Below are 12,318 nucleotides of genomic sequence, written 5' to 3' on the forward strand. Positions count from 1 at the left end.
AGAGGCTATACATGAAAAAAATCATTCCGTTACTATTTTTACTAAGCTCTTTTTCTGTTTTCAGCAGCGAAGTGGTTTTTCTTAAAGATGGCAGACAGATACAAATCAACGATGATTTCACCTGGCAATATGTAACAGAAAAAAGCAATGATCCTGCAGTAAGTGTAAAAATTAACTCTATCCCAGTAGTTCAAAATAAGATTGCGGATGGCGTAATAATAGAACCGGGTAGCCAAAAAGACACATTGCAGTTAGCCAGCTCCGGCGTAGATATCCTGATAGGAAAACCTTCTTATAACTCTGGTACCTTAAGCTTGCCAACGTCTGTTACCAATCAGGGAGCTCAGGATATTATTTCAGTTGAAATAGAGCTGACAATTTATGATGTTCAGAGCAATGAGTTATATAGAGATGAGGTGGCAGTGTGGAAATCAATAAAACGCATGGCGGATACCTACCTTCGACCTCAATCAGCAAAAGAAGGCCGAACTATTAAGATATCCTTACCAGAACATAAGCAATACGTTATTAAAGCAACAGTAACTGACGTCGAGTCACGTTAAACTGGTTCGACAAAGTAATAGATCGCGAAAAAGTGACAGACACATCCTGCTAACACAAAACCATGCCAGATTGCATGATTAAAGGGGATGCGTTTAGATACATAGAATATAACCCCAAGCGAATAGATAATCCCACCAGCAGCCAATAGCGTTAAACCACCTACATTTAGATGAGTAGCCAACTGATAGATAACTATTAGTGAAAGCCATCCCATCGTCAGGTAGCTAATCAATGATAACTTCTCGAATCGATAAACGAAGGCCACTTTAAACAGGATTCCAATTAACGCTATAGTCCAGATGACTATCATCAAACCAATGGCTAATGGTGTACGTAGGCTGACCAGAAGGAATGGTGTATAACTACCTGCTATCAATAGATAAATGGCACAGTGGTCAAAAGTTTTCAGCGCCCGCTTAGCTTTTTGATGCGGAATGGCATGATAGAGAGTTGAAGCCAGAAAGAGAATAATCACACTGGCACCATAGATACTCATACTGGTAATTGTAAGTGTATCTGCATGCGCACTGTTGGCTTTAACCAACAGCAACACTAACCCTACGATACCTAGTACAATTCCAAGTGCATGTGACAGGCTATTTGCCACCTCTTCCCACACACTGTATTCACCATTATGTTTTAGCTTCGGCATGATCAGGCCCTATCGACTAACAGAGCCTGAAGCATGACACATTCAGTTTACACGTGTAAGCTGAAATTTAGTATTAATTGCTAGTAGATTCTAAATACTCAACAACCATTTTACCTGCTTCTTGCGAAGGGGTATGTGCAGGTATAGTAAGACTCCGTTTGAGCTTTCCTGTACCAAGCAAGGAAGACAGCATACCTCCAATACCAGATTTATGCCTGTCAATCTCAAACCAGAGCTCCAGAGACTCTTCACTTCTGTGCGCAACAATCTCAAGCTCTCTCCAACGTCCGTGATAAGGGCCGGTAGTCGGAACAAACTCGAACTCCTGAACGAAAGGTAAAGCAAACCCTTTTGTTTCTTCACACTCAACCTGACGAATTCTAAGTCCCTGCTCTTCAAGCTCTGTAAGCACACCATCCATCAATGAATCAGGGCGAATGGTCAGAATGTCTTTATCGGTAGGGTCAATAGCCATTGATATATCCAACCCTGTCTCTAACCAGACTTTTGCATCTCCAAGCGTTATCGGTGTATTCCAGGGTACATCTAAATCAATATCAAAGTCTCGCTGCTCACCTGGCTCAACTGTAAATGCGTAAGGGAGCTTCCACTCACTTAAGACATAGTTTCTGGGAACTCGGCGCATTCTCCCATCATGGCGATCATCATTGTTTTTTGCTGGCTCTTCTGCGATATAGCGGCAACACATTTTTAGTTCGATATTATCAACTTCCTGTGCAGTAGATCCGCCATAAACTTCTATCTTTATCTTGGCTTTTTCACCAGGCACAAGATATTCCTGCTGTAATATAGAATCGACCCTCGCTGATCCAATTCCAAAGCTAGCTAAGGTTTTTTTCAAAAAAGACATTCTAGTTACTCCTTTACCACCAGCCAAAAACGAACTAGATCCATATTAATCACAATCTGGACAAAAGTCCTAATCATAACTCTCTATTTCATTCCATTTTAGTGATGAAAAAAGAAACATTTTTTACAGAGACCCTCGATCAATCTTAGGCTTAGTGATAAGCTTGTGGTGATACTTTGTTCAATTCGGCTTAGTATCGTTACACCTGATTATTTATTGGATTGGCAGCTGCCAGAAGAGATTTTTCTCATAGATAATCGGGCCATTAATTTGGCAATGGATGTGCCTGACAGTTAGGTAAACAAATGCACCCAACAGCAGTCAGGTTTGCGCGCAACATAACCAGCGCGTCTCGTCGTCGTTGTAGCACAGCGGCAGCTCCGGTAGCAAAACAGAATACACCAGCAAACTCACTGGTTAAACGAGTTGCTATGCAGAAGCGACCAGATGAAAATGTTACAAAAGCGGCATAATAAAAAGCGCAGTCTTACCCACTGCGCTTTTTCTTTCCTTGTTTTCTCATCCCTTATGATCTGTTAACTTAACTCCCATAAAAACATCTATATATGGAGTAAAGTTATGAAATGTCACCGCGTAAACGAACTTATTGAACTTATCCATCCTGAATGGCAGAAAGATTCAGACCTAAATCTGCTTGAGTTTATCGTTAAATTAACAAAAGAAGCCGGATACGATGGAAAGCTGGAAGATCTTACTGATGATGTACTGATCTATCACCTCAAAATGCGTAATAGCGACAAAGATGAAATGATTCCTGGACTTGCTAAAGATCAGGAAGATGACTTTAAAACTGCACTGTTAAAAGCACGCGGAATTATAAAGTAACGGGTTACTTACCTAATAAAAAGTTTGAAGGAAGGCGATGCTCATACAGCATCGCTTTTTTTGTTTTTAAAATTTGTTAAATTTGACCATCTTAAAGAAAAGGAAATGTTAACAGATATATAATCTGCCGCTAATACACAATAAATACAAAGTAAGTAATGTCATCAGCCTTATGCCGTTTGGTTAGGCTAAAGCCCAAAAAGGAAATTTCATGAGTCAGGATAAAATAGATATTAAAGATGTGACTCCCAAAACCTTTAACCCCAAAACTCACAAGGGTCAAAAAGATAGATTTAATCCAGGTAACCGAATCTATGTAAGGGAAAGTAAAGGTACATTTCAGAAACTAAGGCGATATGGCTCATGGTTTCTGTTGTTGTTATTCGGCCTGACACCCTGGATTCCATATGGAGACAGGCAAGCTATCCTACTGGATATAGGCAGCCAGCAATTTAACTTCTTTGGAACCACACTATACCCGCAGGATCTTACCCTTCTAGCTCTACTCTTTATGATCGCTGCGTTTGGCTTGTTCTTCATTACCACATTCTTAGGGAGGGTTTGGTGCGGTTACTTCTGCCCTCAAACTGTCTGGACCTTTATGTATATATGGTTTGAAGAAAAGCTAGAAGGGTCAGCGAACAAACGAAGAAAACAAGATAGTGGCAAGCTAACCAGCAATCTGCTTATGCGAAAAACCGCCAAACACGTCGCCTGGATATTTATTGCACTTGTCACCGGTCTTACCTTTGTTGGCTATTTTGTTCCAGTTAAAGATCTGGTTATCGATTTTGTCACCTTTAATACCGGCTTCTGGTCCGGGTTCTGGGTCATCTTCTTTGCAGCCTGTACCTATGCTAATGCTGGCTGGATGCGATCGATTGTTTGTCTACATATGTGCCCATATGCCCGCTTCCAATCAGCAATGTTCGATAAAGATACCTACATTGTTGGTTACGACACGAAACGCGGTGAAAACAGAGGTCCACGCTCCAGAAAAGCAGATCCTGCAAAAATGGGATTAGGAGATTGTATTGATTGTGATCTGTGTGTTCAGGTTTGCCCGACAGGTATCGATATTCGAGATGGTCTTCAGTACGAATGTATTAACTGTGGCGCTTGTGTTGACGTTTGTAACCAAACCATGGACCGCATGAACTATGAGCCGAACCTAATCAGCTATACCACAGAGCATAAGCTTTCAGGTGTTCACACTAAGGTAATGCGACCAAAATTAATCGGCTATGGTGCCGTTATGTTGCTTATGTGTGCGCTCTTTGTGCTACAAACCATTAGTGTTGAGCCTGTCGGTTTGAGTGTCATTAGAGACAGAAACCAGCTCTTTAAAATAAATAGCAATGGATTGGTGGAGAATACTTACAACCTGAAAGTGATAAACAAAACTCAACAGGTTCAGGAGTATAATCTGGATGTTTATGGATTAGCGGATGTAAAGTGGTACGGAAAGCAGACCGTTCAGGTTGATCCGGGAGAAGTGCTTAACCTGCCTATAAGTCTGGGAGTTGATCCTGAAAAACTTATCTCTCCTGTTGCAACAATTCGGTTTATACTCACCGACAGTGAAAACTTTACCATCGAAGTTGAAAGCAGGTTCGTAAAAAAACTTTAACCTCTTTCATCAGTTAACTTCGAAATATCAGGGCTCGCTTTCGGGCCCTTTTTATTTGACGGAAAATAGAATGAATAACAGCGCTTTCAATTTTGATGCTCTAACTCCTGACTTTATGTGGTATGCACTGGAAAGTATCGGTATCCGTGCTGAGTCTGGTCTTCTGGCTTTGAACAGCTATGAAAACAGGGTTTATCAATTTACCGATGAAGAGCGCAAACGCTACGTTGTTAAATTCTACCGACCTCAGCGCTGGAGCGAAGCACAGATTCAGGAAGAGCACGGCTTTACTCTGGAGTTAATTGATCAGGAAATTCCTGTTGCACCACCCGTACTTATAAACGGTAAGACGCTGCATGAATACCAGGGTTACCTGTTTGCGCTATTTGAAAGTGTTGGAGGTCGCCAGTTCGAAGTCGATAACTTTGAACAATTGGAGTGGGTGGGACGCTTTATGGGAAGAATCCATAGCGTAGGTCAAAAATCATCATTCCAACACAGACCATCTATTTCATTGGAAGAGTATCTATATCAACCTCGTAAGCTGCTTCAGAACTCTTCCTTTATACCTATGCATCTGGAAAATGCCTTTTTCAGCGATCTTGATATGTTGATCGGCTCAATAGAAGAACATTGGAATAGCGATTTTACCCCTATTCGTCTCCACGGGGATTGCCATCCCGGTAATATCCTTTGGCGAGATGGTCCGATGTTTGTTGACCTTGATGACTCCAGAACAGGCCCTGCAATTCAGGATTTATGGATGCTATTAAATGGCGAGAAACAAGATAAGCTGACTCAGTTAGATACCATTCTGGAGGGGTATGAAGAGTTCTGCGACTTCAGTCAATCCGAGTTAAAACTCATAGAGCCTCTACGTGGTCTAAGAATGGTTTACTATATGGCATGGTTGGCAAAGCGTTGGGAAGACCCTGCATTTCCACTCGCATTCCCATGGTTTAACGATCCTAAGTATTGGGAGAACCAGGTACTAGGATTTAAAGAGCAGATAGCAGCACTTCAGGAAGCGCCGTTATCTTTAATGCCTCAGTGGTAGCCAACTTAGCGGGCTTTTAGCCTGCCAAGCTTTAACTTGGAACCAAATACATTGATCAATGCACCTGTTACGATCAATGCACCACCAAGGTAGGTCCAGTTAGAAGGTATCTCGTTAAACACAACAACGCCGATCACGATAGAGAATACAATCTGAACATAAGAGTATGCCGACGCTTTCCCCGCAGCCTGTGTACGCATGGCTTTTGTTAAGCCTAGCTGACCAACCTGAGTAAAAATACCCACCAATATCAAGAGCCCGGCAATGTAGAGATCGGGCATGACAAAGTCATCGCCAATAAGCAGAAGTGATACTGGCAAAGCGACCATTGGGAAATACAGAATGATGACCGAGCTGTCCTCTGTCTGGCTTAGTTTTCTCACAATGACATACGCAACAGAGCTCCCAAATGCACCCAGAATGGCCATACAAACACTAAACAAAGGTAGGTTACTTGCTGCTTGCTCTGCCATAGCCGGCTTAACCATGAAATATATACCCAGCAAACAGAGAGCAATACAGATAATGGTGGATATTTGAATTCGTTCTTTCAAAAATATAACCGCCAGAACCGCGGTAAACACTGGATGGATATACTGAAATATCGTCGCTTCAGCAAGTGGTAGCGTCGTTACCGAGTAGTAAACACACATTAGTGCCGCAGTACCAGCCATACCACGAGCAAACAAGAGTGGCTTGTTGTTCCCCCAAACTGATATACGCTTACGCTTCACATCTGCATAACTGATAATCAAAGAAACCAATGCCCTTGCAGCAACAATTTCAAATACTGGGATACCGTAGTTTCCAACGTATTTTACACAAGCAGACATAAGGGCGAAGCCCAGAGCGGAAAGAACCATGTACCTGACGCCAGCAGGAAACAGGTTAGATAACGTATTATTCATTTAAAGATTAGCTGTGTTGATTGTAAATCTGTTCCAGGCGGATATCTTTCTCTTTCCAGATATCCCCTAGCCAAAGCTGGAATTCTCGCTTATAAGGCTTGTCATTGAAATAGTCCCCCAGTACTTTTTCATCAACAGGGTAAGTATTTACATGGACGACTATCTTTTTCATTTTACCCATCAACAATGCTTTAAACGGATTTTCTCTGTTTTGCGGATAAGCGAGGGTTACATCGACAATATTCTCAAATTGATCCCCCATAGCAGCAAGGGTATAAGCAATACCGCCAGATTTAGGCTGTAAAAGATGTTTATAAACAGACTTACTTCGGGCTAGTTTGTCCTGGGTATAACGAGTACCTTCAACATAGTTAACAACCGTGGTCGGTGTATTTTTAAATTTGGCACATGAACGTCGCGTTGTTTCCAGGTCTGCACCTCTTTTTTCCGGATTACGAATCAGGTATTCACGGGAATATCGTCGCATAAATGGCATATCCAGAGCCCAGCAGGCCATACCGATAAATGGCACATAAAGAAGCTGCTGCTTTAGGAAGAACTTAGGCATTGGAATGACATCTTTAAACACACAGCAAAGAACAACGATATCTGTCCAGCTTAGATGATTTGAGATCATTAGATACCAACCATCTTTTTTCAGTGATTCTATTCCTTTAACATCCCACTCGACTCTATTAAATATCTTCAATATAAGCCCATTTATTGTCGCCCATAACCACATGACCTTATTTGCTATGGCTGTTGCTTGAGCAGAAAAAAATACTTTAAACAACGCGATAAAGCAGATAATCAAGGAACATACTGCAGAGTTAATAATCACTAACGAACTTGTAATAAATAGAATCAAATAACCTAGCATGACCAGTATTTTGTCTTTAGCATGAGTAAAAAATCAGCGCCTAATTATACAGTTAAGTTATCTGATTGGAACGTGTTCCTTATTGGTCAGATAAGTCAGACTTTCACAACTTGTGCAGTCAATTGCCTAAGCAGCCGATCCATAGAACGATAAACCAAAGCTTCCGATAAATGTCTTTTCTGAATGTTATCCTCCCCTTCTAGATCAGCGATGGTTCTGGCAACTTTAATAATCCGGTGGTAAGCGCGAATCGAAAGTCCAAGCTTATGGAGCGCACTTTCCAGAAAGTCAGCGTCCTCCCTTTTTAGTGGACAATACTGTTCAATATCTCTGCTACCTAGAAGGGCATTCACCTTCCCCGCCCTTTTAAGCATTCTTTCCCTTGCCTTTAAAACTCGTTTCTTAACAACGGTTGTAGGCTCTCCCCTATCACCGCCTTCTGCTAGCGTCCCTTTGGGTAATACCGGAATTTCTAGGCTCATATCGAACCTATCCAGAAAAGGACCGGAGATTCGTCCAAGATAACGAAGAATGGTTTGTGGACTGACCCTAGCCTGATTTTCTTCATAATATCCTGTAGGGCTTGGGTTTAAAGCGCCGACTAATTGAAATCTGGCGGGAAACTTTGTTTTACCCGCTGCTCGGGAAATAATAATTTCACCAGACTCAAGAGGTTCTCGCAGAGAATCAAGCACCCGCCGTTCGAACTCGGGTAGTTCGTCTAAGAACAGCAAGCCATTATGGGCCAAAGATATCTCACCCGGACGCGGAACTGATCCTCCACCAACCAATGCAGCCATCGAACTAGAGTGATGTGGTGACCGGAATGGTCTCTGTTTCCAGTTGTCGTGATTAATATCTTGCTGGGTAAGAGATGCGACTGATGCCGTTTCCAGTGCTTCTTCATCCGTCATATCAGGCAGCAAGTCACAAAGCCGAGAAGCTAGCATGGTTTTTCCTGTACCCGGAGGCCCTGCGAGAAGCAGATTATGAGAACCAGCGGCAGCGATTTCTAAAGCGCGTTTTCCTTGCTGCTGGCCAATAATATCCTGCAGGTCTCGCTCTTTAGCGTTTTCTGCTGGTTTATTTACCTTATCGCTTAAGGTAAGTTGTTCCTGACCACATAAATATGCACAGACCTGCAGTAAACTCATAGCCGACTTGTGCAATCCTTTTCCAACCAACGCAGCCTGAGATCCATTTTCATCAGGAACAATCAAACTACGTTCGGATTTGATAGCCGCAATAGCAGCAGGAAGCACACCTTTAACTGTCCTTATCTCTCCGGACAATGCCAGTTCACCAACAAACTCATGTGATTCTATTAGCCCCACAGGTAACTGTTCTGACGCAGCTAAAATCCCTAAAGCGATGGGTAAATCAAAACGTCCACCTTCTTTGGGAAGATCAGCTGGAGCTAAGTTGACCGTGATTTTTTTCGCCGGAAACTCAAAGTTGGAATTGATGATGGCACTCCGGACTCGATCCTTCGATTCTTTTACTGTCGTTTCAGCCAGGCCCACCAGACTGAACCCAGGCATTCCGTTACTGATGTGAACTTCAACCTGAACAGGTGGCGCTTCAACACCAACGCTTGCCCTGCTATGAATAATTGCTAATCCCATACAATTCCTTAATCAAAAAGCATAAATAGATATATATCGCGATTCAAAAAAGAATAAATATGAAAAAGACTGAGTTTTTTCTTGTCAGTAAAGTGCTTAATATGTTACCACTAGTGGTGCAAACATATACAACGTTACAAAATTACCGAATAAATGAATTTTTCCGCAAAAATTAACACTCTCATTATTGTGCTTGTCGTGGTCCTGATTAGAACCGCGCGGGGGCTTGTGAGCGGAAAAAACTGAATAAAGATTTCCAAAAACCCCCGCACTGAAAAGTCCGGGGGTTTTTTGTAATTTAAATTAAAGGAATTAGCCATGCCGAAGGCTAAACGAGAAGTACAGGAACACAACATGTGCAGTAATAAAGCAAACACAACGTCGCAAGGAGGCAATCAATGAACGGTTCTGATTTAGTTGTTGCAGCCTTAAAACAGGAAGGAATAAAGACCGTATTCGGATATCCGGGCGGTGCCATCATGCCAATCTATGACGCCCTTTACGATGGTGGTATCGAGCATATCCTCTGCCGTCATGAGCAAGGTGCCGCAATGGCAGCTATTGGTATGGCAAGAGCGACTCAGGATGTTGCCGTTTGTCTTGCAACCTCTGGTCCAGGCGCAACAAACCTGGTCACTGGTCTTGCTGATGCTTTCCTTGATTCGATTCCTCTTGTTGCCATTACAGGTCAGGTTGCAAGCCCATTAATTGGTACTGATGCTTTCCAGGAGATGGACGTAATAGGTATGTCTCTGGCATGTACTAAGCACAGCTACCTGATTACCGATATCGATGACCTTGCTCCAACGTTGGCCGAAGCGTTTGAAGTTGCTAAATCTGGCCGACCAGGTCCGGTAATCGTAGACATAGCAAAAGATGTTCAGCTTGCTGATGCTCCTGTTCACTCTCTTCCTTACTTTGAACCACCAGCGATTCCAGTTGCTACACCAGATTGTCTAAATGCCGCACAAGAGCTTTTAGCTGATGCAGAGCGACCAGTTCTATACGTTGGTGGTGGTGTTCAGCTTGCGAAAGCAACCGATACTGTACGCAGCTTTCTAAAAAATAACCCAATGCCTTCAGTAAGCACCCTTAAAGGCCTAGGTTCAATAGAGCGTCATGACCCAAACTATCTGGGTATGGTTGGTATGCATGGCACCAAAGCCGCAAACCTTACTGTTCAAGAGTCTGACCTTCTTATCGTTGTCGGCGCTCGTTTCGACGACCGTGTGACTGGCAAACTGGATTCCTTTGCTCCAAAAGCAAAAGTTATTCATATCGATATTGATGCTGCGGAGTTTAACAAACTAAGACATGCACATGCACCTGTTCGAGGTGATATCAACGTTATTCTTCCTCAGCTTGAAGTAACTCAGGATTTAGCACTATGGTTAATGCACACCGAAGAGCTAAGAAACAAGTTCAAGTGGCGTTATGACCATCCGGGCGAGTTAATCTACGCTCCACTTCTTCTGAAACAGCTATCCGATATGATGCCTGACAGCTCTATGATTTCGACAGACGTTGGTCAACACCAGATGTGGGCAGCTCAGCATACGCAGCCTCGTCGTCCGGAAAACTACATCACATCAGCAGGCCTGGGTACCATGGGCTTTGGTCTTCCTGCTGCTATAGGTGCGAAAGTAGCACGTCCTGAAGATGAATCTATCCTGATTACTGGTGACGGTTCATTCATGATGAATGTTCAGGAGCTGGGTACCATTAAGCGCAGAAATGTTCCTGTGAAGATTGTGCTTCTGAATAACCAACGTCTTGGTATGGTTCGTCAATGGCAGTCTCTGTTCTTCGATGGTCGTTATAGTGAAACTATTCTGGATGATAACCCTGACTTTGTAGCACTGGCGGCTTCGTTTGGCATTCCAGGTAAAACAATCACCAGAAAAGAAGAAGTAGAACCAGCACTAAAAGAGATGCTGGAAAGTGAAACAGCTTACATGCTGCATGTCGCTATCGCTGAAGAAGAGAATGTATGGCCACTTGTACCACCAGGTGCAGCAAACCAGGATATGTTGGAGAACACCTAATGGAAAGATATTTAGTAACCATTGAAGCAAATGACAAGCCTGTACTGGTTGAGCGTATTCTTCGTGTTGTACGTCACCGTGGATTTATTATTAAGCAGATACTTGCGACACAGAACCAGGAGAGTAAATTAGCTAAGATTGAAATCGTGGTAGACAGTGATCGTCCAATTACTCTGATCACTAATCAGATAGAAAAGCTATGGGACGTAACACATGTCGTAACTTCTCATCTGGAAAAAGATGAACTGCTCAGTGCATACAAAATTTAAAGAAGGATTTTAGAATGGCAACAAATACAGCTGATTATATTTGGTTCAACGGAGAGATGGTTCCATGGGCAGAAGCAAACGTCCATGTTCTTACTCACGCTATGCACTACGGTACTTCTGTCTTTGAAGGTATCCGTTGCTACAACACGCCTAACGGACCTATTGTATTCCGCCATAAAGAACATATGCAGCGCCTGAAAGACTCTGCGAAGATATACCGATTCCCTATCCCATACTCTGTAGATGAGTTAATGGAAGCGTGTAAAGAGACACTGCGTGAAAACAAGCTTGATTCAGCTTATATCCGTCCACTTGGTTTTGTTGGTAACGTTGGTCTGGGTGTTTGCCCACCAGTAGATACAGAGATGGATTTGATTATTGCGGCTTTCCCATGGGGTTCTTACCTTGGTGAAGAAGCACTTGCTAACGGTGTGGACGCGATGATTTCTAGCTGGAACCGCGCAGCTCCAAATACAATTCCAACAGCAGCTAAAGCTGGTGGTAACTATCTTTCATCTCTACTAGTTGGCGGTGAAGCTCGTCGCCATGGTTATGCGGAAGGTATTGCACTAAGTGTTGATGGCTACCTTTCTGAAGGTGCCGGTGAAAATATCTTTGTAATCAAGAACGGTGTGCTTTCCACTCCACCAGCAACCAGCGCAATCCTTCCGGGTATCACTCGTGATGCCATCATGACCATCGCAAAAGATCTTGGTTACGAGATCCGTGAAGAGAATATTGCTCGTGAAGCACTTTACCTTGCTGATGAGATCTTTATGACAGGTACTGCGGCGGAGATCGTTCCTGTACGCAGTGTTGATCAGATCACAGTTGGTGAAGGTAAACGTGGTCCTATTACAGAGAAGATCCAGTCCACCTTCTTCGGACTATTTGACGGAACAACAGAAGATAAATGGGGTTGGTTAGATCCGGTTTATCCGCAGAACAAATAATTAAAGGAATTCAAACAC

Annotated in this window: 13 protein-coding genes; 8 read left to right on the forward strand and 5 right to left on the reverse strand. The window is 42.9% G+C overall.

What is annotated here, in order from left to right:
* Positions 1-11: 11 nt before the first annotated feature.
* Positions 12-563 (forward strand): DUF3157 family protein, encoded by a 552-nt coding sequence (locus P7F88_RS11750; protein WP_277824946.1) that lies wholly within the window; start codon positions 12-14, stop codon positions 561-563.
* Here P7F88_RS11750 and trhA read toward each other — a convergent pair.
* Together trhA and P7F88_RS11760 are read right to left on the reverse strand one after the other, a co-directional pair.
* Positions 560-1,216 carry a PAQR family membrane homeostasis protein TrhA gene (gene trhA, locus P7F88_RS11755; protein WP_277824948.1) on the reverse strand — a complete coding sequence of 219 codons (657 nt, stop codon included), beginning with the start codon at positions 1,214-1,216 and terminating at the stop codon, positions 560-562. The two genes, P7F88_RS11750 and trhA, sit on opposite strands and share 4 nt — an antisense overlap.
* A 73-nt stretch (positions 1,217-1,289) precedes the next feature.
* On the reverse strand, positions 1,290-2,087 hold the full coding sequence (locus P7F88_RS11760) for a sporulation protein (protein ID WP_277824950.1): 798 nt from the start codon (positions 2,085-2,087) through the stop codon (positions 1,290-1,292).
* 305 nt (positions 2,088-2,392) lie between these two features.
* Between P7F88_RS11760 and P7F88_RS11765 the strand changes: the two genes are divergently transcribed.
* From P7F88_RS11765 to P7F88_RS11780, 4 genes are all read left to right on the forward strand, one after another.
* A complete protein-coding gene (locus P7F88_RS11765) occupies positions 2,393-2,560 on the forward strand; it encodes a hypothetical protein (protein ID WP_277824952.1) in 168 nt (55 codons plus the stop codon).
* Positions 2,561-2,666: 106 nt separating this feature from the next.
* Entirely contained in the window at positions 2,667-2,933 is a 267-nt protein-coding gene (locus P7F88_RS11770; RefSeq protein ID WP_277824954.1) for a YihD family protein, read from the forward strand.
* A 211-nt stretch (positions 2,934-3,144) separates the two neighbouring features.
* Positions 3,145-4,563, forward strand: a complete 1,419-nt coding sequence (ccoG, locus tag P7F88_RS11775) for a cytochrome c oxidase accessory protein CcoG (RefSeq protein WP_277824956.1) — start codon at positions 3,145-3,147, stop codon at positions 4,561-4,563.
* 70 nt (positions 4,564-4,633) lie between these two features.
* Positions 4,634-5,620, forward strand: coding sequence for a serine/threonine protein kinase (locus P7F88_RS11780; RefSeq protein ID WP_277824958.1), 987 nt, complete (start codon positions 4,634-4,636; stop codon positions 5,618-5,620).
* A gap of 5 nt (positions 5,621-5,625) precedes the next feature.
* Here P7F88_RS11780 and P7F88_RS11785 read toward each other — a convergent pair whose 3' ends face one another.
* The 3 genes from P7F88_RS11785 to P7F88_RS11795 all read right to left on the reverse strand — a co-directional run bounded on the left by P7F88_RS11785 (position 5,626) and on the right by P7F88_RS11795 (position 9,033).
* The gene (locus P7F88_RS11785; protein ID WP_277824960.1) at positions 5,626-6,528 is read right to left on the reverse strand and encodes a DMT family transporter; all 903 of its coding nucleotides are present in this window, start codon (positions 6,526-6,528) and stop codon (positions 5,626-5,628) included.
* Between the two features lie 7 nt (positions 6,529-6,535).
* The gene (locus tag P7F88_RS11790) at positions 6,536-7,408 is read right to left on the reverse strand and encodes an acyltransferase (RefSeq protein WP_277824962.1); all 873 of its coding nucleotides are present in this window, start codon (positions 7,406-7,408) and stop codon (positions 6,536-6,538) included.
* A 95-nt stretch (positions 7,409-7,503) separates the two neighbouring features.
* Positions 7,504-9,033, reverse strand: coding sequence for a YifB family Mg chelatase-like AAA ATPase (locus P7F88_RS11795; RefSeq protein ID WP_277824964.1), 1,530 nt, complete (start codon positions 9,031-9,033; stop codon positions 7,504-7,506).
* 398 nt (positions 9,034-9,431) lie between these two features.
* On the opposite strand from P7F88_RS11795, the gene ilvG reads away from it, so the two are divergent.
* From ilvG to P7F88_RS11810, 3 genes are read left to right on the forward strand one after another with little or no spacing between them, the layout of a single operon-like run.
* Positions 9,432-11,078, forward strand: coding sequence for an acetolactate synthase 2 catalytic subunit (ilvG, locus tag P7F88_RS11800; RefSeq protein ID WP_277824966.1), 1,647 nt, complete (start codon positions 9,432-9,434; stop codon positions 11,076-11,078).
* Positions 11,078-11,347 carry an acetolactate synthase 2 small subunit gene (ilvM, locus tag P7F88_RS11805; RefSeq protein ID WP_277824968.1) on the forward strand — a complete coding sequence of 90 codons (270 nt, stop codon included), beginning with the start codon at positions 11,078-11,080 and terminating at the stop codon, positions 11,345-11,347. Before ilvG ends, ilvM begins: the two co-directional genes overlap by 1 nt.
* Positions 11,348-11,361: 14 nt before the next feature.
* Positions 11,362-12,300: a branched-chain amino acid transaminase gene (locus tag P7F88_RS11810; RefSeq protein ID WP_277824970.1), complete on the forward strand. Its 939-nt coding sequence runs from the start codon at positions 11,362-11,364 to the stop codon at positions 12,298-12,300.
* Positions 12,301-12,318: the final 18 nt, after the last annotated feature.

The organism is Vibrio hannami, from assembly GCF_029589055.1.
Classification (GTDB): domain Bacteria; phylum Pseudomonadota; class Gammaproteobacteria; order Enterobacterales; family Vibrionaceae; genus Vibrio; species Vibrio hannami.

Bases quoted from the DNA above. Each gene is read 5' to 3' on its own strand.
- P7F88_RS11750 (WP_277824946.1), top strand. From the start codon at position 12: ATGAAAAAAATCATTCCGTTACTATTTTTACTAAGCTCTTTTTCTGTT.
- trhA (WP_277824948.1), bottom strand. From the start codon at position 1,216: ATGCCGAAGCTAAAACATAATGGTGAATACAGTGTGTGGGAAGAGGTG.
- P7F88_RS11760 (WP_277824950.1), bottom strand. From the start codon at position 2,087: ATGTCTTTTTTGAAAAAAACCTTAGCTAGCTTTGGAATTGGATCAGCG.
- P7F88_RS11765 (WP_277824952.1), top strand. From the start codon at position 2,393: ATGCACCCAACAGCAGTCAGGTTTGCGCGCAACATAACCAGCGCGTCT.
- P7F88_RS11770 (WP_277824954.1), top strand. From the start codon at position 2,667: ATGAAATGTCACCGCGTAAACGAACTTATTGAACTTATCCATCCTGAA.
- ccoG (WP_277824956.1), top strand. From the start codon at position 3,145: ATGAGTCAGGATAAAATAGATATTAAAGATGTGACTCCCAAAACCTTT.
- P7F88_RS11780 (WP_277824958.1), top strand. From the start codon at position 4,634: ATGAATAACAGCGCTTTCAATTTTGATGCTCTAACTCCTGACTTTATG.
- P7F88_RS11785 (WP_277824960.1), bottom strand. From the start codon at position 6,528: ATGAATAATACGTTATCTAACCTGTTTCCTGCTGGCGTCAGGTACATG.
- P7F88_RS11790 (WP_277824962.1), bottom strand. From the start codon at position 7,408: ATGCTAGGTTATTTGATTCTATTTATTACAAGTTCGTTAGTGATTATT.
- P7F88_RS11795 (WP_277824964.1), bottom strand. From the start codon at position 9,033: ATGGGATTAGCAATTATTCATAGCAGGGCAAGCGTTGGTGTTGAAGCG.
- ilvG (WP_277824966.1), top strand. From the start codon at position 9,432: ATGAACGGTTCTGATTTAGTTGTTGCAGCCTTAAAACAGGAAGGAATA.
- ilvM (WP_277824968.1), top strand. From the start codon at position 11,078: ATGGAAAGATATTTAGTAACCATTGAAGCAAATGACAAGCCTGTACTG.
- P7F88_RS11810 (WP_277824970.1), top strand. From the start codon at position 11,362: ATGGCAACAAATACAGCTGATTATATTTGGTTCAACGGAGAGATGGTT.